Source organism: Mesorhizobium sp. B2-6-4, assembly GCF_006441495.1.
Classification (GTDB): domain Bacteria; phylum Pseudomonadota; class Alphaproteobacteria; order Rhizobiales; family Rhizobiaceae; genus Mesorhizobium.
This window is the reverse complement of record NZ_VFUE01000010.1, coordinates 199,416-222,399: the sequence shown is the minus strand read 5'-3', so window position 1 is coordinate 222,399 and position 22,984 is coordinate 199,416. Positions and strand designations below refer to the sequence as shown.

Below are 22,984 nucleotides of genomic sequence, written 5' to 3'. Positions count from 1 at the left end.
CGGAAGCCCTAACCTTTGTCGTTGTATGTGGCTGGCCGCTCTATGCGGCGTTGACCAGCGCCATGCCCTCGAATTGGTGGTAGCCGATCGCCGTTGCAAGGACGCTTCTTGGAATGCCTTCGAACGGTTTCTCGGCAGCGGCATCGAAAACGGGGTAGGCGGCCTTACGGTCGACGGCGAGCGCCGCCAGCGCCACGGCGAAGGGAAACTGCGCTTCCTTCATGTGGCCGGTCAGCGTCGCGAAGCCACGCGCCGCGATCGCGGGATTGGCGTCGAATGCCGACTTCTCGGCGGAGGTAGCCGCGTGAGCGCCTGAGGCGCCAGACATGGTCAGCAAGCCGCCATTCGGCACGGCGGTCTTCTTGAGCAGCGCGGCGATCTCGGAATCGAGCTCGCCCTGCCGCCGCCTGGCACGGCCGGAGACGACCGGGCCGAGCTCGGCATAGATCTTGCGCCCCCGGCTTGCCGCGTGTTCGCGCTGCTCCAGCACCAGGAAAGCGCCGCCGGATCCCGACACCACGCCGCCACCTTCGGCGCCTTGCCGCTGCCAGACGGGCTTCCAGGCGCCGCGATGCAGGTAGCCGGCAAGCTCATAGCCGAGCAACATATCGGAATGTTCGGTCTGGAAAGCGCCGCCCACCAGTATATGCGTCGACTGGCCGGAACGAATGCGCGCGGCAGCCGTCTCGACGGCGGCTACGCCGGCGCCTTCCTCGCCCATGAAGGTCCTGGACGATCCCGTCACCTTGTGGACGATGGAGATGTTGCCGGCGAGCAGATTGGAAAGCTGTGCCAGGAACAGGGTGGGGCGCAGTTCGGTGGTGAGCTTCTCGTTGAGCAGCACGTCACGGTCGTTGCGGCTTTCTGAGGCGGCCAGGATGGCGGCATCGACCGCTTCGTCGCGCTCGCCGCCGCCGGCGGCCACGACCATGTCCATGGTCGTGCAGAACTCGTCATTGCCCTTGATGCCGGCATCGTCCAGCGCAAGACCCGCGGCATAGGTGCCGAGCCTTTGCCAGGTTTCCATCTGGCGCTGGTCGCCGCGCTTGGCGATCTGCAGGTTCCAGTCGATCTCCGGCAGCGGATGGACGGTGTAGGGCGCGAAACGCTCGGCTTCGAGCACCGGCTTCTGACCCGGCTGAGTGAGCTTGCGCCAGTGTTCATCGGGGCCTTCTCCCAACGAGGAGACAAGGCCAATGCCGGTGATGACGACGTCGCGGGGGCTCATGGATGATCGGGTACGGATCAGGCGGTCTTGGCGGCGACCAGTGCGTCGATCTTGGCGCACAGGTTCTTCATGACAAAGTAATCGTCCGTCGAGGCCTTGCCGTCATTGACTTCCTGGGTCCACTTTTCCAGCGGCACCTTGATGCCGAATTCCTTGTCGATGGCGAAGACGATGTCGAGGAAATCGAGGCTGTCGATGCCGAGATCGTCGATCGTGTGGCTCTCGGGCGTGATGGTGTCGATATCGATCTCGCTGGTGTCGGCAATGATCTTGGCGACTTTGTCGAACGTGGTGGACAAGGGCTTTTCCTTCGGTTGCGGGCGGAATCTGTCCGCATCTTGTTTGGGCGCTGTCTAATCGGTTTTTCCCGGCAGGAAAAGGCCTGATACGCCGGGCGCAGATGGGTAGCGTGCCCAAGAAACGCAAGACGGGCCGCCGGTCAACCCGGCGGCCCCTCCATGGCTGGCGACCGCGGATGATGTTGGCCTCATTGTCGCGGCCCTAGCGCGGCATCTTTTTTGGGTGGTATTTTGGCAACATTACCTCTGTCGCAAGTCCTCATCGACGCGCGGCTGCTCGCGGATGCGCCGGTCGGCCCCGATTTAGAACGTAACCCGGCCGAGCACACGCAGACCGTCGCCCTGCGGCTCGACGACAACGGCTTCGCCCTCGCGCGGCGAGACGCCGGTCAACGCAGCGATATTTTCCAGATGAGTGACCATGACCAGGTTGTCAGAGCCGGAATAGGCGCGGATTTCCTTCATGATCGCGGCGATCTGGGCCGCCTTTTGCGCCGCGTCGCCCTTCAGCAGGTCGAGCGGCGCGAAAGGCTCCGGCTCGGTCTCGAAGGCGATGCGCGCGGTGTCGAGGCAGCGGCAATAGCGGCTGGACAGCACGCGCTCGATCGGCGCGGCGCGGGCGGCAAGCAAGGCGCCGATCTTGCTCGACTGCTGCTTGCCGCGTGCGGACAGATTGACCTGGGTGGCGCAGCTGTCGATATCAAAATTGGCGGGATCGGTGGTGCCGGTGACCATGGCATGGCGCAAAAGCACGACATGGCCGCCATCGCGCAGCAGCGCCCAGCCGGCATCCGTCGCATGCGCTGCAGCCGGAACGCCAAACAGGAACAACGCCAAGGCAAATCGGATCATCGTAATCCTTCCAGAAGCCGGGTACCGGCCACCCGCATATAGGGATCGGAAAGCAGGTACAAAGACAAGCGAAAGGCCTGCGGTCTCCGCGGTCTCACTTCTCCTTCGTCATCCGCTGCTTCACCAGATCGGTCTTCCGGTCGTGAGCGGGATGGGAAAAGTCCAGCCGCCTTCGGCGATGCCCCGCTTGGCAGAACAAATTCGGGGTCGAAGAAATTCGGGCGCGATTGCACCGCGACCTTGGCTCGCCTATCCCTGGAAAAATGTCTCCGCTTACCGAAACCGTCCTTTTCGTCTTCAGCCTCGTGGCGCTCGGCTACCTCGCCGGGTTCACCGGTTATATGAAGCCGGCGAGCGGCGAGGGGATATCCGATTTCGCGGTCAGCGTTGCGATGCCGCTGCTGTTGTTCCAGACGATGGTGAATGCCGATTTCCACGGGGTGGCACCGTGGTCGCTATGGGGGGCCTATTTCGCGGCGGTGGCAATCACCTGGGCCGCCGGCCATGTCGTTACCACGCGGATATTCGGACGCGACGCACGCGCGGGTGTCGTCGGCGGGGTGTCGTCGGCCTATTCCAATGTTGTCCTGCTCGGCGCGCCGTTCATTCTCGGCATATTCGGGCGGGATGGATTCGAGGTGCTGTCGCTTCTGGTTTCCGTGCATCTGCCTGTCATGATGATGGCTTCGATCGTGCTGTTCGAGATGTTCGGCCGCGGCGGCGGCGAGCATGTGCACCCCGTGCGCGTCGTCCGCAATTTCCTGAGGCGGCTGTTCATCAATCCGCTAATCATCGGCATTCTTTTGGGTCTCGCATGGCGCTTCAGCGGCATCCCGCTGCCCGAACTGGTCATGCGGCTGGTGGACGCGCTGGCCGGCACCGCCGGGCCGGTGGCGCTGTTCGCCATGGGGCTCAGCCTGCGCCGCTTCGGCATATCAGGCAATGTCCGCCCGGCGCTGGCGCTATCAACACTGAAGCTGTTCCTGATGCCGGCGCTGGTTCTGATCTTCGTCTGGTTGCTCGGCCTGCCGCCCTTGACCGCCAAGGTAGCGGTCGTGGTGGCGGCGCTGCCATCCGGCATCAATTCCTATCTCATTGCCGTGCAGTTCAACACAGGCCAGGCGCTGGCTTCGAACCAGATGACCATCGCGACCGCGAGCGCGGTCGTCACCACTGCTTTCTGGCTGGCGGTGAGCGTGCACGTCTTCGGCTGACATGAATAAGACCAGGGTCTGAGCCGCTCGGCGTGAGTCCGTTCGACGCGATGTCTCAGCGGTGAAATCAAACCTCGGCTCTCGCCTTGCACTGGCATAACCCCTATATGCCATCTTGCGATTGCTTGCGGGGCTTTCCCTAGGTTAAGAGCAATGGCCCCAGCGCACGGTGCGCTAATCGAAGACATCCAGATAGCGGCCCGTGAGCGCCGAACGGAGGCTAGACCATGCTTCAGAAAACCAGCCATTTCATGCGCCAGGCCAATCTCATCAACGGCGAATGGGTGCAGGCCGACAGCGGCCAGACGGTCGACGTCACCAATCCGGCAACCGGCCTCAAGATCGGCACCGTGCCCAAGGCAGGCAAGGTCGAGACCCGCCGCGCCATCGAAGCCGCCGACGAAGCTTTCAAGACCTGGCGCAAGACCACCGCGCTCGAGCGCTCGAAGCTGCTGCGCAAGCTGCACGATGCCATGATGGACAATCAGGACGTTCTGGCGGAGCTCCTGACCATTGAACAGGGCAAGTCGCTGTTCGAATCGAAGGGCGAGATCGGCTCGGCCGCCTCCTACATCCTGTGGTTCGCCGAGGAGGGCCGCCGCACCTATGGCGATGTCGTGCCGTCGCCGTGGGCGGACCGCCGCATCCTGGTGACCAAGGAACCGGTCGGCGTCATCGCCGCCATCACGCCGTGGAATTTCCCGTCCTCGATGCTGGCCCGCAAGCTCGGCCCGGCACTCGCCGCGGGTTGCACCGCCGTGGTGAAGCCAGCCTCGCAGACGCCTTACTCCGGTCTCGCCTGGGGCGCGCTGGCCGAGGAAGTCGGCTTCCCCAAGGGCGTAATCAACATCCTGACCGGTGCGGCCGGCGAGATCGGCGATGAGATCTGCGCCAATCCGCTGGTCAAGAAGATCACTTTTACCGGCTCGACCGAGGTCGGCAAGATCCTGATCCAGAAGTCGTCTGTCACCGTGAAGAAGGTGTCGATGGAGCTCGGCGGCAATGCGCCGTTCATCGTCTTCGACGACGCCGACATCGACCGCGCCGTCGCCGGTGCGATCACGGCCAAGTATCGCAATTCGGGCCAGACCTGCGTCTGTACGAACCGCTTCCTTGTCCAGGCCGGCGTCTATGACCGGTTCGTCGAGAAGCTGGCTGCCGCCAGCGACAAGCTGAAGGTTGGCTCCGGCCTGGAGGAGGGCGTGCAGCAGGGGCCGCTGATCGACGAGAAGGCGGTCGAGAAGGTCGAGGAACTGATCGCCGATGCGACTTCGAAGGGCGGCAAGGTCGTCGCCGGCGGCAAGCGCCATGCGCTCGGCGGCTCGTTCTTCCAGCCGACCGTCATCGCCGATGCAACGCCCAAGATGCGCTTCATGAAGGAAGAGATATTCGGGCCGGTGGCGCCCGTCTTCAGGTTCGAGACCGAGGAAGAAGCGATTGCGCTTGCCAATGACACCGAATTCGGCCTCGCCTGCTATTTCTACACCGGCGATCTCGGCCGCGCCTTCCGCGTCATGGAAGGGCTGAAATATGGCATGGTCGGCGTCAATGAAGGCCTGATCACCACGCCGGAAGCACCGTTCGGCGGCGTCAAGGAGTCCGGGCTCGGCAAGGAAGGCGGACATCAGGGTATCGAGGATTACCTCGACACCAAATATGTCTGCATCGGCGGCCTCGGCCTCTGATAGACTGTCGCCGGGACAGGCAGGCCTGTGATCTGCCTGCCCCGGCTACGAAACGGGCCGTCTGGATCAACTGACGTTTGCGGGCATGGCAATGAAGGACGGCGAGGTTTTCGGCACCACCCAGGCGGGCGACCCGATTCGCCGCTTCACCATCAGAGGCGGCGGACTTAGCGCCAATATCCTTGGGCTCGGCGCGATCATCCAGGACCTGCGCCTGGCCGGCCACGATGCGCCTCTCGTGCTCGGCTATGATAATCTATCATCCTATGAAACCGACACGGCTTTCTTCGGCGCGGTCGTCGGCCGCTATGCCAACCGCATCCGCGACGGCCGCTTCACCATCGCCGGCAAGCGCTACCAGACCGAGCGCAATTTTCTCGACAAGCACACGCTGCATGGAGGCTCGCAAGGCTTTTTCCATCGGCCGTGGACGGTTTCGCTGCACGGGCGGGACTTCGTCACGCTGACGCTGCACGATCCCGACGGCACGATGGGCTTTCCCGGGGCACTCGACGTCACCTGCACCTACCGGCTGAAGATCCCCGGTACGCTCAGCGTCGAGATATCAGCGACGTGCGAGGAGCCGACGCTGTGCAATCTCACGCAGCATTCCTACTTCAACCTCGATGATGGCGGGACGGGCGACATCCTCGATCACCGGATGATGCTCAATGCCGGCGCCTATCTGCCGGTGGATGGCGAAATGATTCCGACGGGCACGGTGAAGCCTGTCGACGGCACGCCCTTCGATTTCCGCCAGGCGCGGCCGCTGCGCATGGAGACCGAAGGCGAGCAGCTTGCCTACGACCAGAATTTCTGCCTCGCCTCGGCGCGTGGGCCGCTCAAGCAGGCGGCGTGGGTGCAAGGAGCGAGCTCCGGCGTCGAGATGGAACTGTGGACCACGGAGCCCGGCGTCCAGCTCTATACCGGCCAGTATGTGACGCCGCGCACGGGGCTGGAAGGGCGAAACCACAAAGCTTTCTGTGGTTTTTGCCTGGAGCCGCAAATATGGCCGGACGCACCGAACCGGCCCTATTTCCCGCAGGCGACACTGTGGCCGGGTGCGATCTACCATCACGTGACGGAATATCGGTTCCGGCTGCCCTGACCCTCAATCCGTTTCGAATGCCGCACGCAACGTCTCGAATGGCGCCAATGCGCCGCGAACCTGCACCACGCTGGCCGCGACACGGTGCGCGCGCTTTGTAGCCTCCGCAGGGGTGTGTCCGGCGAGACGCGCGGCGAGATAGCCGCCGTTGAAGGAATCGCCCGCGCCCGTGGTGTCGACGGGCGTGGCCACATGGATCGCCTGAACGTCCCGCAGCGTCCCGTTCTCGACGATCAGCGCCGGCCGTTCACCGTTCTTGACCACGACTTCGCCGACCAGTTGCCCGAGCCGCCCAGCCGTTGCCTGTGGCGCTTCATCGCCGAACAGCATCTGCTCGTCCGGGAAAGTCGGCAATGCGATGTCGGTGACGGCGAGCGCCTCCAGGATCGCGGCTTGCGCCTCCTCGCGATCGCGCCACAGCCGTGGCCGGTAGTTGGGATCGAAGGCGATCAGCGACCCCGCGGATCGCGCCTCGGCCACGGCCGATAGCAACGTGGCGCGCGCAGCGGAGTCCAGAATTCCCAAAGTGATTCCGGAAAAGTAGACAAGCGCCTGCTTTTCAAGGCTTTTTGCCAACGCAGCCGGATTGGAGGCAAGCTGCCTGGCAGCCGCATCGCCGCGCCAATAGGTGAAGGAGCGTTCCGCGCCGGTCAGCGTGATGGCATAGAGGCCGGGCCGCGCGCCCGGGATAACAGGGCTTTCGCCAATGCCGATGCCATTGTCCGCGAAGAAGCCGATCTGATCTTGCGAGAAAGGATCGTCTCCGAAAGCCGAGACGTAGGTCGCTGGCCTTCCACTCAGCGCATGCAGGGCCCACAGCGTGTTGAACGTATCGCCGGCAAATCCCATGCGCCAGTTCGAACCCGTTTGGCCCGAAAGCTCGATCATGCATTCGCCGATCGAGGCGACACCTTTGCCGATCATGATCCATTCCCCTGTTACGATGCTGCTGTAGCTTTTTGGAGAGTAGAGCGCCATGCTTGGCAAGGGCGGTTTTTTCCGTCACCTGCGATTCCAACAGGTTTGGCGGGATGCGATCGGTGCGGCAAAACGTTATCCCCTGAAGAGGAACCGGCTTGGCTTCGATATGGCGTTATCTTTTGGCGGGTCTTGGTCTGGCAGCCTTGCTGGCTGGCATCCTGGCAGTGGTCTATCTGACCGCACCGCGAACCGCGCAGGTTGCCGGCCCGGATATCTCCCGAACCAAAAAGACCGAGAACGGATTGTTCATGGCGAGCTTCGCGCCGGAACGCGGCGTCGTCCGTCAAGGCGAACTGGAAGCCTGGCTGTTGACCTTGAAGACGATAGCCGGGACGCCGGTGGAAGGGGCCGCGATCGCGGTATCGGGAGGCATGCCGCAGCACCGCCACGGCCTGCCGACCAGCCCGCAAGCGACGGACTATCTCGGCGACGGGCGCTATCGCATCGAAGGCGTGAAATTCACCATGAGCGGCTGGTGGCAGCTGCATTTTGCCATCTCCGCGACGGCTGGGTCGGATACGGTCGTCTTCAACGTCGTGCTGTGAGCCGCAGATGAGGCGTCTTGCGCGCTTTTTCGTCTTGATGGCGATGGCCGTCCTTGCCGGCTGCGGCAAGCCGGACTTTTCCGATGCCGAGAAGAAGACCATCGCCTCGCTGGCGCTGTCGAGGCTGCCGGCCCTGAAACCCGACACCACCAACCGGTTCGCCGATGTCCCGGCCGCCGCTGCCCTTGGCTCGACGCTGTTCTTCGACGCCAGCATGAGCCGCGACGGCACGGTGTCCTGCTCGACCTGCCACAAGATCGACCGGCAGTTTCAGGACGGCTTGCCGCAGGCGGTTGGCGTCGGCCGCACGAACCGGCGTACCATGCCGCTCGCCGGCATCGCGCGCGATCCCTGGTTTTTCTGGGACGGACGGCGCGACAGCCTGTGGGCGCAGGCGCTCACGCCGCTGGAGAACCCGCTGGAGCAGGCGGGAAACCGTGCCGCCTATGCGCATTACATCAAGGCGCGCTTCGGCGACCGCTATGAGCGCATCTTCGGCCCGCTGCCCGATCTGTCCGACATACCAGCCAATGCCAGTCCGCTCGGCAGCGATGCCGAGAAGGCTGCATGGAGCGCCATGAGCGACCAGCAGCGTGACGCGATAAACCGGGTGTTCGCCAACATCGGCAAGGCAATCGCTGCCTTCGAACGCTCGATCGAGCCGCCGCAGGCCCGCTTCGACCGGTTCGCGCTGGACCTGGCGACCGGCGCCGAGCCGAAAGGCGACGCCGCCTTCTCCCAGGAGGAAATCCTCGGCCTGAAACTGTTCATCGGCAAGGCCAATTGCGTGACCTGCCACAATGGGCCGCGCTTCACCGACAATGGGTTCCACAACACCGGCGTGCCGCCGGTCAACGGGCTGCCGCCGGATCGCGGCCGCGTCGACGCGGTACGCCAAGTTCAGGCCGACCCGTTCAACTGCTTCGGCGCCTATCGCGATGGCGATGTCGGCGCCTGCGGCGAATTGCGGTTCATGGTCAAGGATGCGCCGGAATTGGTGCGCGCCTACAAGACGCCTTCGCTGCGCGGCGCGGCCACGCGGCCGCCCTACATGCACGCCGGTCAGTTTGCGTCGCTCGACGAAGTGGTGGCGCACTACGCGAAGGCAGCCCCCAGCGTTGAGGGTACATCCGAAATTCATCCGCTTGAGCTGTCGGACCGCGAGCGCGCGGCGCTGGTGGCGTTTTTGAAGACCTTGGCGGAGTGAATTATCGATCCTTCACAGTCTCCATCGCCACGAAGGTCGAGGTCTGGGCGACATGGGGCAAGGCGGAGATGCGTTCACCGAGCACGCGGCGGTAGGCGGCGATGTCCCGGGTCCGCACCTTCAAGAGGTAGTCGAAGCTCGACGCCATCATGTGGCACTGCTCGATCTCGGGCACGGCCTGTACGGCACGGTTGAAGGCATCGAGTGCGGCCGAACGGGTGTCGGACAGTTTCACCTGGACGAAGGCGACATGGCCTTCGCCCATGCGCTCGCGGTCGATAATCGCCTGGTAGCCCCTGATATAGCCGTCCTTCTCCAGCCGCTTCACCCGCGCCTGCACCGGCGTCTTGGACAGGCCGACCTTGGCGGCGAGCTCCGACATGGAAAGCCTGCCGGCGCTTGCCAGCGCCGACAGGATGTTCCTGTCGATGCGGTCCAATTGGTCTTCCCTCATCGAAAATGCAGCCTTCTTCGGGTAGTTTGCGGTGATATGATAGATCGATCGAACTGCAATGTCGATTTCTTCAGACCGCCTGAAAATCGGGACTTGTGCTAGCTTGCGCCATTCGGTCCGGTGACCGCCGGCCCGCTCCCTTGTGCTTGCCCGTAGGACCCGCCATGCCAGCGCTCGACGCCATCCGCCAGCAAATCCGCGCCAACTATCTGCCCGACGAGGATCAGGCCGTGAAGGCGCTGGCCGAGGCGAGCGGCCTCTCGGCGGAGGACCGCCGGGCGATCTCGGCTCATGCCGCCGATCTGGTGCGGGCGGTGCGCGGCTCGTCCGATCCGCGGCTGATGGAGGTTTTCCTGTCCGCCTATGGCCTCTCCACCAAGGAAGGCGTGGCCCTGATGTGCCTGGCCGAGGCGCTGCTGCGCGTGCCCGATACCGAGACCATGGACGACCTCATCGCCGACAAGATCGCGCCGCACGACTGGTCGGCGCATTCGGGCGGCTCGAGCTCCATCTTCGTCAACGCCTCGACCTGGGCGCTGATGCTGACCGGCCGCGTGCTCGACGAAGGCGAGGGCGGCATCGAAGGCACGCTGCGCGCCATGGTGCGCAGGCTCGGCGAGCCCGTCATCCGCAAGGCGGTGGCGGCGGCGATGCGCGAGATGGGCGAGCAGTTCGTGCTCGGCCGCACCATCGCCGAAGCCGTGAAGCGCGGCCGGCCGATGACGCAGAAGGGTTATCTCTATTCCTTCGACATGCTGGGCGAGGCGGCCCGCACCGAGGCCGATGCGCTGCGCTACCACAAGGCCTATGCAGACGCCATCTCGTCACTCGATGCCGGTTCAAACGGGCCTGATATCCGCCACAACCACGGCATCTCGGTGAAGCTCTCGGCGCTGCATCCGCGCTACGAGGAAGCGCAGAAGGAAGAGATGCTGCCTGTCATGGCCGAGCGGCTCCTTTCGCTGGCGCTCGCGGCGCGCCATTCGCGCATGGGCCTCAATATCGATGCCGAGGAGGCCGATCGCCTCGACCTCTCGCTCGACGTCATCGAGCGCGTGCTTGCCGAGCCGGAGCTTGCAGGCTGGAACGGCTTTGGCGTCGTCGTCCAGGCCTATGGTCCGCGCGCTGCCTTCGTCATCGACTGGCTCTATGCGCTTGCCACGAAATGCGATCGCACCATCATGGTGCGGCTGGTCAAGGGTGCCTATTGGGATACCGAGATCAAGCGGGCGCAGACGCTGGGGCTCGCCGGCTACCCCGTCTTCACCCGCAAGGTCAACACCGACGTTTCTTATCTCGCTTGCGCGAGAAAGCTTTTGTCGATGACCGATCGCATCTATCCGCAATTCGCCACCCACAATGCCCACACTGTCGCCGCCATCCTGTCGATGACGAAGAACCGTGAGAGCTTCGAGTTCCAGCGCCTGCACGGGATGGGCGAGGCGTTGCACGAGACGGTGCGCAAGGCCGAAGGCACGCGCTGCCGCATCTACGCGCCTGTCGGCGCGCATTCCGACCTGCTCGCCTATCTGGTGCGCCGGCTGCTGGAGAACGGCGCCAATTCATCTTTCGTCCACCAGCTTACCGACGAGGATGTCGAGCCCGAAGACATCGCGCGCGACCCGCTAGAAGCGGTCGAGAGCCAAGGCCCCGCCGCCAATCCCGCGATCCCCCGGCCTGCCGTCATCTTCGGTGCAAGCCGCCGCAACTCGAAAGGGTTCGACATCACCGATCCGGTGACGTTGGCAGCGATCGACAAGGAGAGGACAGCCTTCGCGGGCCCTAACCGCTGGCACGCCAAGCCGATCACGCGCGCGGCCGGCTATGGCGAGCAACGCCCGGTCGTCAATCCCGCCAGGCCTTCGGAAGTGGTGGGCATGGTCAGCGAAGCCACCGCCAAGCAGGCGGCAACCGCCGTGCGCATCGCCGTCGAAGCGCAGCCAGCCTGGGCAAAGCGTCCGGTTGCCGAGCGCGCGGCCATCCTCAATCGCGCCGCCGATCTCTACGAGGCCAATGCCGTCGAATTCTTCGCGCTGGCCACCCGCGAGGCCGGCAAATCGCTGGCCGACGGCGTCGCCGAAGTGCGCGAAGCGGTGGATTTCCTGCGCTATTACGCGGCCGAGGCGGCCAATGCCGAAGCGGGCACCGAGGCGCGCGGCGTCATTGTCTGCATCTCGCCGTGGAATTTCCCCCTCGCCATCTTCACCGGCCAGATCGCCGCAGCGCTCGTCACCGGCAATTCGGTAATTGCAAAGCCCGCCGAACAGACGCCGCTGATCGCTTTCCGAGCCGTCGAAATGCTGCGCGAGGCCGGCGTGCCGGAAGACGTCATCCAGCTTCTGCCGGGCGATGGCCCCTCGGTCGGCGGGCCACTGACATCAGATCCGCGCATTGCCGGCGTCTGCTTCACCGGCTCGACCGAGGTCGCCAAGCTGATCGAGAAGCAACTGGCCGAGACAGCCGCGCCCGATGCCATGCTGATCGCCGAGACGGGCGGGCTGAATGCCATGATCGTCGATTCCACCGCGCTGCCTGAGCAGGCGGTGCGCGATATCCTCGCCTCCGCCTTCCAGAGTGCGGGCCAGCGCTGTTCGGCGCTGCGCGTCCTCTATGTGCAGAAGGATGTCGAGAAGAAGATGCTGGAGATGCTGAAGGGCGCCATGGAGGCGCTCAAGGTCGGCGATCCCTGGGCTATCTCGACGGATGTCGGTCCCGTCATCGACGACGAGGCGCAGGGTTCGATCCGCGATTACTGCACGACGATGGGTTTGCAGGGACGGCTGATCGCCAAGCTCGAAGCACCCAGGGATGGCCGCTTCGTCGCGCCGCATGTGTTTCGGGTCAAGGGTATCGAGGAGATGGAGCGCGAAGTGTTCGGGCCGGTGCTCCATGTCGCCAGTTTCGACGCCGATGAGATTGACGCGGTGATCGCCGCCATCAACCGCAAGGGCTACGGCCTGACGTTCGGTCTGCACACCCGCATCGAGGGTCGCGTGCAGCATTTCGTCGACGGGATCCATGCCGGCAACATCTATGTCAACCGCAACCAGATCGGCGCGGTCGTCGGCTCGCAGCCATTCGGCGGCGAGGGGCTGTCCGGGACCGGGCCCAAAGCCGGCGGACCGCATTATCTCCGGCGCTTTCGCAAGGGACCGGAGGCAGGCACGCCTGTTGGCGACGGCCACAAGGTGACGGCGACCGAACTCGCCGACAATCTGCCCGATCCCGCGCTTGGCGGCTGGTCGACGCGGCCGGACCGCATCGCCATCCTGCGCAAGCATTTGCGCGGCAAAGGTGCCGCGGCGATCGGTGCCGCCGCCGCAATCGATTTCGGCCAGGTCGACCTGCCCGGGCCGACCGGCGAGGCCAATACACTGTCATTGGCGCCGCGCGGCCGGGTGCTGTGCTTGGGACCGGACGGCGACACGCTGTTTGCGCAGACGATCCAGGCGCTCGCCGCCGGCAATGCGGTGCTGGCGGTGGCGCCAGGCGCGCCGGCGGCGCTTTCGGCGCTGACCGGCAAGGGCCTGCCGCTGGCGGCGATCGACGGCCGCCCCGATCCGGTTGAGGCGCGTTCGTTACGCGTCGACGTCGTCGCCTTCTCGGGGACGCCGGAGGCGGCGCGCATCGTGCGCAAAATGATCGCCGAACGCTCAGGGCCGATCGTGCCGCTGGTCAGCGAGGTGCTCAATCCGGCGGCTTACGCGCATGAGCGGGCCGTTTGCGTCGACACGACCGCCGCGGGCGGCAATGCCAGCCTGCTTGCGGCGGCGTGAGGACCCTTATCCGGCTGGCGAGGTTGCTTCAGGCGCCCTCGACGACCGAAAAACCCTCGAACTGGGGATGGCCGAGATAGTGGACCTTCGTCGTGCCGACGTTCCTGTGGGCGGCGCGAAAGTTCTCCGACTTGGTCCAGGCGATGAAATCGTCGTGGCTTGCCCAGACCGTGTGCGAGGCAAACAGCGTATAGCCTTCGGTCTCGTTGACTGGGCCGCGCAGCAGATGGAACTCCCGGAAGCCCTTCATTTCCGCAAGGCTGGAATCACGGTTTTTCCACACGGCCTCGAAATCGGCTTCCGAGCCGTTCTGCACCTTGAAGCGGTTCATGGCGATGTACATGGAGTTCCTTTCGATTTCCTGGACTTAGACGGGTGGTGCCGCAGGATGCCGCGTGCGGCCCCACGCCGTGCTCAGACCCCGAAGGCGATGCCGGTCTTGGCATCTGTCTTGAGTTTTCGCATGCAGGTGTTCGGCTCGACGCCGGTGCCGACGCATTCGGTCGCGCTGTTGATCAGCACGCGGCTGACCTTGGCGCAGTTGGTGCCAGCGAGATCGAAGCGCGTCACCTTCGTCTTGCCGGCCGGCAAGTCCTTGAAATCGAGCACGGTCAGGCGGTCGACGACGCCGGCGTCGTTGAACAGCGCGATCTCGAACGCCGCCCTGGAAAGGTCGGCGCCGAGATTGTTGGTGACCACGAAGGTCAGGCGGCAGCCCTTTTCAGACGGTTGCGCGCCATTGAGTTCGAGGGCAAGAGCAGGCGCCGGCGCGGACTCTTGTGCCCACGCCGGAACCGCTGCAAGCGACATCGCCAGCGCCGAGGTCAGCAGACGAAGGGATGCCGTCAAGTTCGTCATCATCATCCTCCAAATCGCATCGTTGCCGCCAGCTTCAGCGTTATGCCCGGTTCATAGACCGCGACCGTGGTGCTGCCGTTCAACGGATTGGCGTATTTGACATCGAACAGATTGTCGGCGCGGAAATCAACCTTCAGATTGTCGGTCGCCTGGTAGCTGGCGAAAGCGTTGACCAGCGTATAGTCCTCGGCGATCGGGTTACCCTTGGGCTTGCCATTGTACTGCACCTCGCCGCCGACAGTGAGTTTGTCCTCGAGGAAGCGCAGGCCGAGCTGCACGGTGACCTGCGCGGACGGTATCGTGGCAAGGTCCGCCCGATCGCCTTCGTAGGATATGGTGTGACCATTGATGATGGAGGCGGAAAGTCCGGCGTAGCCCCATGCTGCATCATAAACGCCTTCCATCTCGAAGCCGTTGATCTTTGCCTTGGCGAAGTTCTGGTACTGGAAGCAGATCGGAATGCCCGGCCCGAAGGGGCAGCCGCTGGTCGGATCGAAGGCCGACAGCGTAACGCCGTCAATATAATCGTCGACGTCGTTGTTGAAATAGGCTGCCTTCAGCCGAAACGCGTCGCCGGATTCCAGAATGTCGTTCTGCTTGTAATTGACACCGAATTCGACGGTCTTGCCGGTTTCGGGCTTTAAATTGGGATTGGGCAGGAACGGGAAGCTGACACCCGCCGGATGGTTGCCGCTGATCAGGGTTTCGGTCAGCGAAGGCGACCGGTAGCCCTCCGCGTAGGTGCCGTAGAATTGCATGCCGGCAAGGCCGGCGCTTTCGAAAGGCGAGACGCCGACGGTGACGCGCGGCGACAGGCGGTCGCCCGACGTTTCGTGCGTGTCGTCCTCGAGGCTGTAATTGTCATAGCGCAGCCCGGCGATGACTTCGAGCCAATCCCAGCTGAGCTTGTCCTGGACGTAGGCGCCAGAAACGTTGCGCTTGCCGGAAGGCGTGTAGAAGCTGTCACCGCCTGCCGTGCCGCCAGTCTCGACGTCGTCATTCACCCAGTCGCCGCCATAGGTCAGTTCATGCGCGAGGCCGCCTGTCTCGAATCGCGACGTGTTCCAAATGTCGATGGCGGCGGTGCCGACATCGAAGGTCGACGTCGAACCTGCCGGCAACATCACGGGAAGGCCGGTGACGGGATCGAAGCGGTTTTGCGGAACAAGGCCGGTCAGGTCGAGATTGGTCTTGTTGTAGGAGGTGTTGACGTGGAGGTCGAGCCAGCTCCTGTCTTCGTCCGTGATGTTGTAGCGAGCGGTGAAGGTGTTCGACTTCAGGTCGACGTCATTGACCGGCATGCCGCCGCTGGTCTCGTTCCAGCCGTCGCTCGAACCGACCCAGCCGAGCTTCAGTTCGCTATTGTCGCTCGGGCGGATTGTGGTCTTTAGCAATCCGCTCAATACGTCGAAGCCGGTGCCCTTGACGGTGTCGCCGTCGCCATCCTTGTAGTCGTCATAATTGCGGTAGACGATGTTGCCCAGCGCATCCAAATTGTCGTTAAAGCGATAGGCGCCGGATGCGCTGGTGGTCCAGCCCTTGCCGTTGCTCTCGTAGCGTCCGGTGACGGAACCAGCCCATGTCTCGTCCGGCTTAAGGAAGTCCTGGGCGTCCTTGGTGTCGAAGAAGACCACGCCGCCGATCGCGCCCGAGCCATAGGTGTTGGCGACCGGCCCGCGGATCACGTCGACGGATTTGATAAGCTCGGGGTCGACGTAGAAGGTCGATTGGGTGCCATGGTCGGAACGTTGGAAGTTCTGCCGCGCGCCGTCGACGATAACCGCGACGCGACCGAAATCCTGCAGGCCGCGGATATTGACGCTGGTGCTGACGCGCCTGGCATCGGCCTGCGCCGCGACGCCGGGCACGCCGAACAGCATTTCGTTCGGCGTCGTCGCCATGCGGCGGTCGAGCTGTTCCTGGTCGACATGGCTGGCCGAGGCCAGCGATTGGATGGCCGTTTCTCCGGTGCGGCTGATGACCAGAACCTTGTCGAGCAGTGTTGCGCCCGCTGGCGCCGGCTTTTCCCCCTCAGCCTGCTTCGATTGATCGGCCTGCTCTCCCGCCGCCTGTGCTGATTGCTGAGCGTTGGCAGGTGGCACGTATAAGGCAATCGCCGCCACGCCCGCCAGCAAAGCCGCCGCACCCTTCGCCGCCGACCAGCCGCGCCGTTCCCAAATCGCTAACCCCATGTGCCCCAACTCCAAAGTTTCCAGGTTCGATGCGGGCTGGCCTGGGGCTGGCTGGCATTTGTGATCGTATTCGCGTCTTAAATCTTGACTCATTTAATCCGGTATTGCACTGACTAGTAAACATGATTATTCAAGTCAAGAATGAATCGGATTACGCAAACGCCTAGCCAGACGCCCGGCACAGGAAAGGGACCGATCCACATGAACACGCACAATCCCAACGACTTCCGCTATCGCGTCCGCCGGTCCGACGATGCTTCCGCCCGCTTCGACCGCGTTCCGCTGGCGGTGCGGACGCTGTCGAGCAACACGCTGTTCCAAGGTGAGCACGAGATCGGCATCGAGCATCACGGCGCGCTCTACCGGCTCAAGATCACCCGTCAGGGCAAGCTCATCCTCAACAAGTAAGCGTAAGGTAGCAGGACAATGGACCAGCGCGTAAAACCCGCCCCGCACGAAATTAGGCGGGCGCGGACGGACAATCCGAAAACCCGCGAGCGCGATCTGGCCGCACAGCTTGGCATTTCGGAGGCTGAGTTGGTGGCCGCGCATTGCGGCGACGGTGTCGTTCGCGTCGAGCCACGCGTCAACGATCTTCTGACCGGCCTCGAAGTCGTCGGCGAGGTGATGGCGCTCACCCGCAACGAAAGCGCCGTGCATGAAAAGATCGGCGCCTACGACAAGGTCGTCACCGGCAATCACAATGCCATGGTGCTGGGCGAGAACATCGACCTGCGCATTTTCCCGAAAATATGGGCGCACGGCTTTGCCGTGGAAAAACGCGACGGCGACGACATCCGCCGCAGCCTGCAATTCTTCGACGCGGCGGGCGAGGCGGTGCACAAGGTGCATCTGCGGCCGGGGTCAAACCTCTATGCCTATCAGAGACTGGTCGCTTCGCTGGAATCGTCGAACCAGGAGCCACTGGTCGCCATTTCGGGGCCAGCCGCCGAGAACGAAGGCGAGGCGGTGACAACGACCGCGAATCTCGACGATCTGCGCGATCGCTGGAGCCGGCTGACCGACGTGCATCAGTTCTTCGGCATGCTGAAGACGTTGAAGCTCAGCCGCCGCCAGGCGGTCCGCATGGTGGGCCAGGACTATGCATGGCTGCTCGACAATGATGCGGTGAGAGCCATGTTCAATCATGCCGCCGCGGGCGAGATGCCGATTATGTGCTTTGTGGGAAACCGCGGCTGTATCCAAATCCATTCAGGTCCGGTCAGGTCGATCAAGCCAATGGGGCCATGGATCAATGTGCTGGACGAGACCTTCCATCTGCACCTGCGCACCGACCACATTCATGAGGTCTGGGCCGTGCGCAAGCCGACCAGGGACGACCATGTCACGTCGCTGGAGGTCTACGACGCCGGCGGCAACATGATCATCCAGTTCTTCGGCAAGCGCCATGAAGGAGAGGGTGAGCGCGACGACTGGCGCTTCCTGGCCGAAAACCTGCCGCGCATTCCAAGCCCGACCGCAGCCTGAGGAAACGATGATGGGTCTTCTCACCGGATTGACGGCTGCGCGCGGATCGATGCTTGGCCCGATGCTCGGCTTTTCCCTTGCTTTCGGCGCGCTACAGCCGGCCGACGCCGGCGACGGTGTCTCCGTCTTCGCCGATCCCACAAGGATCGCGTCCATCGGCGGCTCGATCACCGAGATCGTCTATGCGCTCGGCGAGGAAAAGCATCTTGTGGCGCGCGATTCCACCAGCCGCTATCCGAAAGCCGCTCTCGACCTGCCGGATGTCGGCTACATGCGTCAGCTGTCGCCGGAGGGTGTGCTGTCGGTCAACCCTTCGGGCATGCTGGCGCTGCACGGTAGCGGCCCCAAGGAGGCGCTCGATGTGCTGAAGAAGACGAGCATCCCCTTCATCGAAGTGCCTGACCGGTACGACCGTGAAGGCATCCTCGAAAAGGTCCGCGTGGTCGGCAAGGCGCTCGGCGCCGACGCCAAGGCCGAAGCGCTGGCCAGGGAGATCGATGCCAAGCTGCAGGCGGCGGAAAAGCAGACGGCCTCGATCGAGGAGCGCAAGCGCGTTCTGTTCGTGCTGTCGATGCAGGGCGGCAAGATCATGGCGGCCGGCAGCGATACCGCTGCCAACGGCATCATCAAGCTGGCCGGCGGCGTCAACGCGATCGAAGGCTTCTCCGGCTACAAGCAACTGTCCGACGAGGCTGTTGTCACCGCCAGGCCGGACGCGATCCTGATGATGAGCAATGCCGGGCCGCCGGTATCGGACGATGAACTGTTCGGCAACGCATCGATCGCCTCGACGCCGGCCGGAACCGCGCGCAAGCTGATCCGCATCGACGGCGGCTATCTGCTCGGCTTCGGACCACGCACGGCCGACGCCGTCCACGACCTCGCCGCCGCGCTCTATGGCACGCAGATTACGGACTGAGCGGCATGGTCGACCAGTCGATCGCCGGGCCGGCGGAGAGGAAGATGGCCAGCGACGGTGACCGTTCCGGGCGCGCCCGTCTGGTCATCGCGCTCGCCTGCGTCATGCTTGCGGCAGCGGTAGTGCTGTCGCTGACCTCCGGCGCCTCGGATGCGTCCGCCGTCAAGGTCGTCGGCGACTGGCTGTTCGGCGCAGCGCCTGGCGACGTGGCGATGAGCGCGCGAGATCGCCTCATCGTCTATGATATAAGGCTGCCGCGCGTCGTGCTCGGCGTGCTGATCGGGGCCGCCCTCGCGGTGTCCGGCGCGGTCATGCAGGGGCTGTTCCGCAATCCGCTTGCGGATCCCGGCCTTATTGGCGTTTCGGCGGGCTCCAGCCTCGGCGCGGTGGCCGTCATCGTGCTCGGCACGACCGTGCTGTCGCCGGTGACCGCCTGGTTGGGCGCGCTGACCCTTCCTCTGGCGGCCTTCGGCGGTGGTTTGTCGGTGACGTTGCTGCTCTACAACGTCGCGACGCGGCAGGGCCGCACATCCGTCGCCACCATGCTGCTTGCCGGCCTGGCGCTGGCCGCACTTGCCATGGCGCTGACCGGTATCCTGATCTTCATGGCCGACGACCGGCAATTGCGCGACCTGACCTTCTGGCAACTCGGCTCGCTGGCCGGTGCGACATGGCAGAAGATCGGCTCTGTCGGCCCGGTCATCGTGCTTTCGCTGGCGGCGATGCCGTTCCTGGCCCGCGGCCTCAATGCGCTGGCGCTGGGCGAGGCGACCGCCGGCCATCTCGGCATTCCGGTGCAGCGGCTTAAGTACACGGCCATCGTCGGCGTCTCGGCGGCGGTCGGCGCCTCCGTCGCCGTCAGCGGCGGCATCGGTTTCATCGGCATCGTGGTGCCGCATCTTCTGCGCCTGCTGATCGGCCCCGACAATCGCTATCTGCTGCCGGCCTCGGCGCTGCTCGGCGCCTCGCTGCTGCTTTTGGCCGACGCGGTCGCGCGCACCATCGTGGCGCCCGCCGAACTGCCGATCGGCATCGTCACGGCGATCGCCGGAGCGCCGTTCTTCCTCTGGATCCTGCTGCGCAAGCGCGGCGTCATCGACCTGTAGGGGTGTTTCATGATCGAAGCGCGCGATGTTTCGGTGGCGATCGGCAGGAAAGGCATTGTCGCCGGCGTCGATTTCGAGGTCAGGTCGGGTGAGATTTCGGCCATTGTCGGCCCCAATGGGTCGGGCAAGACGACCTTCCTCAAGGCGCTGTCGGGGGAACTCGCGCATACCGGCCGGATTGCCATCAACGGCCGCGAGCTCTCGACGATAACGCCAGTCGAGGCGGCGACGCTGCGCGCGGTGCTGCCGCAGGCGACGACCTTGTCGTTTCCCTTTACCGTGCGCGAGATTGTCAGGCTCGGCCTTGTCGGAGGCCGCTCGGGTGTGCTGCCGGGCGAGGACGAACGCCTGCCGGAACGGGCGCTGGCGCGTGTCGACCTCGACGGTTTCGCCGGCCGCTTCTATCAGGAGCTTTCCGGCGGCGAGCAGCAGCGCGTTCAACTAGCCCGCGTGCTGTGCCAGGTCTGGGCGCCGGTGCTCGACGGCAAGCCGCGCTATCTGTTCCTGGACGAGCCGGTGTCCAGCCTCGACGTCAAGCACCAGCTGATCATCATGAACATTGCCCGCGACTTCGCCAGAAGGGGCGGCGGCGTGATTGCCATCCTGCACGACCTCAACCTGACGGCGATGTATGCCGACCGGATTTTCGTCATGCACCGCGGCCGGCTTGCCGCCACCGGTTCGCTGCAGGATGTGCTGAGCGACGATCTGATCGAAAGGGTATTCGGTTGCCGCTTAAGGGTCGGAGTCCTGCCAGCCGGCAATATGCCGTTCGTGCTGCCTCAATCAGCGGCCTAGATTCTGGCAGCGGCCTAGATTCTGGCAGCGGCCTAGATTTTGGCTGCGGCCTAGATTCGGGACGTTCGCCGCAGATCCAGCCTGCGGCAAACCGGATCAGGCCGCCGGTGCGCGGCGCTCCAGCAGGTCAATGCCGAGCAGGTTGCGCACGTTCGGACGCGCCGCCACGAGATCGGCGATCGTATAGCGGGCAAGGACCGCGAAGAAGGCGTTGAGCGCCTCGCGCAATGCGGAATTCAACGCGCAACTGTCGACCAGAGGGCATTCCGCGGCATCGTTCTCGAAGCACTCGGCCATGGCGAAGCTTTCCTCCGTCACGCGCACGACGTCGAACAGATTGATTGATTCCGCGGCACGGCCAAGCCTGACGCCGCCATTGCGGCCACGCACCGTCTCGACAAGGCCATTCTCGACCAGTGGCTGGAGGATCTTGAACAGGAAAAGCTCCGACACCGAATAGGCGGCGGCGATCTCGGGGATGCGGCTCAGCCGATCGGTATTGGCCGCGCAATACATCAGGATGCGCATGGCGTAATTGGTCTGGCGGGTAAGCCGCATCTTGTCCTCACAAAGCGCCGGCGAGTTGCGATCACGCCAGATTTTGAACTTTGCTGGTGCGGCTTTGCTCCGAGCTTTCGGATTCGCCACACTGGCCTCGGCGGAATATGGCCTATACCTTGGAATAATTCCAGACTAGCTTCGCATAATAGCTGAATATTCTCGTCAACTTTGTGTGCGCAATGCGGCAAGACGCGGGCCGAATCGGCTGTTACGCGCATTTCCTCGGGCGAAACACCAGAGCGGTCCAGTGATTGGCAGAATGGCCGACCGCCCTAACTCTTTGTTTTCACGCAATTCCGTGGGGAAAGCGCCAGGCGCTTTTCCAGGGACCAGCGTTACACACCTTTCCTGGAATGCTCTAAATAGGTCCGAGATCGACGAGGAGCGGCTCTGACATGTCACAATCAGCCACGGCCCTGGCTTCCGGCGGATATGATGCCGACGCGCATGCCAAGATTGTAATGCTGCGGCGGACCAAATTCGTCGCCACGGGGGCACTTGCGCTTTGCGTCGTCGTGTTCGCCCTGGCCAAGTCCTTCGAGAGCACCTATCCTTGGCTCGGCTTCGTCGCCGCTTTTGCCGAGGCGGCGACCATTGGCGGCCTGGCCGACTGGTATGCGGTGGTCGCGCTGTTCAAGCGGCCTCTCGGACTGCCGATCCCGCACACAGCAATCATCCCCGAGAACCAGAACCGCATCGCCGACAATCTCGGCCGTTTCATCGAAGTCAATTTCCTTGCCCCCGAGCCGGTGCGCGAGAAGCTGGCCGAGGTCGATTTCTCGGCGCTCGTAGCCGACTGGCTGGCCGATTCCGAACGTGCCGCGGGCCTGTCGCGTTTCGTCGTGCGCCTGGTTCCGCAGACGCTTGCCGCCGTCGAGCAATCGGGGCTGCGCGGCTTCGTCACCAGCCGGATGCTGGAGCAGATCGAAAAAGTGCCGCTGGCGCCGTTGGCGGCCGAATTGCTCTCGGCCCTGACCGACGATCGCCGTCACCAGAGGCTGTTCGATGAGTTCATCAAGGTGATCGGCCAGTTCCTCAACGATGAACAGGCGCTGACGACCATGCGCGAAAAGATCCGCGAGGAACTGCCGTCGCTGTTCAACCTGTTCAGGGCCGACGCCTATCTCCTGAAGAAGATCGTCGCCTCGGCCGGTTCGCTGCTCGACGAGGTGAGAGCCGATCCCGAGCACCCGATGCGCGCAGAATTCGATCGTTTCGCACAGGGCTTCGTCGAGCGGCTGAGAACGTCGAAGCAATATGCAAGGCGCGCCGAGAAGCTGAAGCGCGATTTCCTCGCCAGGCCGGAAGTCAAGGCGCTGGCCGGCGACATGTGGGAAAGCCTCAGCCTGTTCATCGAGCAGGATGCCAAGGCGCCGCGATCGATCATCCGCGCGCATCTTGCCAACATGTTCGTCGAGGTCGGCCGGCATCTGGCCGGAGACGCCAAGATCAGGGCCGACATGAACCAGGGATTCGTGGTGGCGCTGTCCTCTTTCGTCGAGAGCCAGAAGAGCGGCGTATCGAAATTCATCGCCGACCAGGTCAAGCGCTGGGACCTGGCGCAGCTGACGCGGTTGATCGAGATGAATATCGGCCGGGACCTGCAATATATCCGCTTCAACGGCATGATCATCGGCGGTCTGGCTGGCATCGCGCTTTACACAGCTGAGCGGCTGTTTCTCGTCAATTGACGGGCGCACGCCATGCCCTATT

The 22,984-nt window shown here is 63.9% G+C and carries 21 protein-coding genes; 12 read left to right on the top strand and 9 right to left on the bottom strand.

The window, feature by feature from the left end:
- Positions 1-40: 40 nt before the first annotated feature.
- The 3 genes from FJ426_RS16205 to FJ426_RS16195 form a co-directional block, all read right to left on the bottom strand.
- Positions 41-1,228, bottom strand: coding sequence for a beta-ketoacyl-ACP synthase (locus FJ426_RS16205; RefSeq protein WP_140559643.1), 1,188 nt, complete (start codon positions 1,226-1,228; stop codon positions 41-43).
- A gap of 17 nt (positions 1,229-1,245) precedes the next feature.
- Positions 1,246-1,527, bottom strand: a complete 282-nt coding sequence (locus FJ426_RS16200; RefSeq protein WP_010909964.1) for an acyl carrier protein — start codon at positions 1,525-1,527, stop codon at positions 1,246-1,248.
- Positions 1,528-1,830: 303 nt separating this feature from the next.
- A complete protein-coding gene (locus tag FJ426_RS16195) occupies positions 1,831-2,379 on the bottom strand; it encodes a histidine phosphatase family protein (protein WP_140517227.1) in 549 nt (182 codons plus the stop codon).
- A gap of 263 nt (positions 2,380-2,642) precedes the next feature.
- Between FJ426_RS16195 and FJ426_RS16190 the strand changes: the two genes are divergently transcribed.
- The 3 genes from FJ426_RS16190 (at position 2,643) to FJ426_RS16180 (ending at position 6,386) form a co-directional block, all read left to right on the top strand.
- Entirely contained in the window at positions 2,643-3,593 is a 951-nt protein-coding gene (locus tag FJ426_RS16190; RefSeq protein ID WP_140521072.1) for an AEC family transporter, read from the top strand.
- Between the two features lie 227 nt (positions 3,594-3,820).
- Positions 3,821-5,278: an NAD-dependent succinate-semialdehyde dehydrogenase gene (locus FJ426_RS16185; protein ID WP_140517224.1), complete on the top strand. Its 1,458-nt coding sequence runs from the start codon at positions 3,821-3,823 to the stop codon at positions 5,276-5,278.
- A gap of 85 nt (positions 5,279-5,363) precedes the next feature.
- Entirely contained in the window at positions 5,364-6,386 is a 1,023-nt protein-coding gene (locus FJ426_RS16180; RefSeq protein WP_140495701.1) for an aldose epimerase family protein, read from the top strand.
- A gap of 3 nt (positions 6,387-6,389) precedes the next feature.
- Here FJ426_RS16180 and FJ426_RS16175 read toward each other — a convergent pair whose 3' ends face one another.
- Positions 6,390-7,310, bottom strand: a complete 921-nt coding sequence (locus FJ426_RS16175; RefSeq protein WP_140559644.1) for a sugar kinase — start codon at positions 7,308-7,310, stop codon at positions 6,390-6,392.
- 152 nt (positions 7,311-7,462) lie between these two features.
- On the opposite strand from FJ426_RS16175, the gene FJ426_RS16170 reads away from it, so the two are divergent.
- On the top strand, positions 7,463-7,912 hold the full coding sequence (locus tag FJ426_RS16170; protein ID WP_140495703.1) for a FixH family protein: 450 nt from the start codon (positions 7,463-7,465) through the stop codon (positions 7,910-7,912).
- A 7-nt stretch (positions 7,913-7,919) separates the two neighbouring features.
- Positions 7,920-9,119 carry a cytochrome c peroxidase gene (locus FJ426_RS16165; RefSeq protein WP_140559645.1) on the top strand — a complete coding sequence of 400 codons (1,200 nt, stop codon included), beginning with the start codon at positions 7,920-7,922 and terminating at the stop codon, positions 9,117-9,119.
- A 1-nt stretch (position 9,120) separates the two neighbouring features.
- Here FJ426_RS16165 and FJ426_RS16160 read toward each other — a convergent pair whose 3' ends face one another.
- The gene (locus FJ426_RS16160; protein ID WP_140495705.1) at positions 9,121-9,573 is read right to left on the bottom strand and encodes an Lrp/AsnC ligand binding domain-containing protein; all 453 of its coding nucleotides are present in this window, start codon (positions 9,571-9,573) and stop codon (positions 9,121-9,123) included.
- A gap of 164 nt (positions 9,574-9,737) precedes the next feature.
- On the opposite strand from FJ426_RS16160, the gene putA reads away from it, so the two are divergent.
- Positions 9,738-13,349: a bifunctional proline dehydrogenase/L-glutamate gamma-semialdehyde dehydrogenase PutA gene (gene putA / locus FJ426_RS16155; protein ID WP_140559646.1), complete on the top strand. Its 3,612-nt coding sequence runs from the start codon at positions 9,738-9,740 to the stop codon at positions 13,347-13,349.
- A gap of 28 nt (positions 13,350-13,377) precedes the next feature.
- Here putA and FJ426_RS16150 read toward each other — a convergent pair whose 3' ends face one another.
- The 3 genes from FJ426_RS16150 to FJ426_RS16140 form a co-directional block, all read right to left on the bottom strand.
- Entirely contained in the window at positions 13,378-13,692 is a 315-nt protein-coding gene (locus FJ426_RS16150; protein ID WP_140517212.1) for an antibiotic biosynthesis monooxygenase, read from the bottom strand.
- Between the two features lie 71 nt (positions 13,693-13,763).
- Positions 13,764-14,207: a hypothetical protein gene (locus FJ426_RS16145; protein WP_140559647.1), complete on the bottom strand. Its 444-nt coding sequence runs from the start codon at positions 14,205-14,207 to the stop codon at positions 13,764-13,766.
- A gap of 2 nt (positions 14,208-14,209) precedes the next feature.
- On the bottom strand, positions 14,210-16,399 hold the full coding sequence (locus tag FJ426_RS16140; RefSeq protein WP_140559648.1) for a TonB-dependent hemoglobin/transferrin/lactoferrin family receptor: 2,190 nt from the start codon (positions 16,397-16,399) through the stop codon (positions 14,210-14,212).
- A 201-nt stretch (positions 16,400-16,600) separates the two neighbouring features.
- Between FJ426_RS16140 and hemP the strand changes: the two genes are divergently transcribed.
- From hemP to FJ426_RS16115, 5 genes are read left to right on the top strand one after another with little or no spacing between them, the layout of a single operon-like run.
- On the top strand, positions 16,601-16,807 hold the full coding sequence (hemP, locus tag FJ426_RS16135; protein ID WP_023757683.1) for a hemin uptake protein HemP: 207 nt from the start codon (positions 16,601-16,603) through the stop codon (positions 16,805-16,807).
- An 18-nt stretch (positions 16,808-16,825) separates the two neighbouring features.
- Positions 16,826-17,887 (top strand): hemin-degrading factor, encoded by a 1,062-nt coding sequence (locus FJ426_RS16130; RefSeq protein ID WP_140559649.1) that lies wholly within the window; start codon positions 16,826-16,828, stop codon positions 17,885-17,887.
- A 10-nt stretch (positions 17,888-17,897) separates the two neighbouring features.
- Positions 17,898-18,806, top strand: coding sequence for a hemin ABC transporter substrate-binding protein (locus FJ426_RS16125; protein ID WP_140559650.1), 909 nt, complete (start codon positions 17,898-17,900; stop codon positions 18,804-18,806).
- A 5-nt stretch (positions 18,807-18,811) separates the two neighbouring features.
- Positions 18,812-19,912 carry an iron ABC transporter permease gene (locus FJ426_RS16120; RefSeq protein ID WP_140559651.1) on the top strand — a complete coding sequence of 367 codons (1,101 nt, stop codon included), beginning with the start codon at positions 18,812-18,814 and terminating at the stop codon, positions 19,910-19,912.
- Positions 19,913-19,921: 9 nt separating this feature from the next.
- Positions 19,922-20,710 carry a heme ABC transporter ATP-binding protein gene (locus FJ426_RS16115; RefSeq protein ID WP_140559652.1) on the top strand — a complete coding sequence of 263 codons (789 nt, stop codon included), beginning with the start codon at positions 19,922-19,924 and terminating at the stop codon, positions 20,708-20,710.
- A 96-nt stretch (positions 20,711-20,806) separates the two neighbouring features.
- Here FJ426_RS16115 and rirA read toward each other — a convergent pair whose 3' ends face one another.
- A complete protein-coding gene (rirA, locus tag FJ426_RS16110) occupies positions 20,807-21,268 on the bottom strand; it encodes an iron-responsive transcriptional regulator RirA (RefSeq protein ID WP_140495713.1) in 462 nt (153 codons plus the stop codon).
- 398 nt (positions 21,269-21,666) lie between these two features.
- Between rirA and FJ426_RS16105 the strand changes: the two genes are divergently transcribed.
- Positions 21,667-22,962, top strand: a complete 1,296-nt coding sequence (locus FJ426_RS16105) for a DUF445 domain-containing protein (RefSeq protein WP_140559653.1) — start codon at positions 21,667-21,669, stop codon at positions 22,960-22,962.
- Positions 22,963-22,984 lie beyond the last annotated feature (22 nt).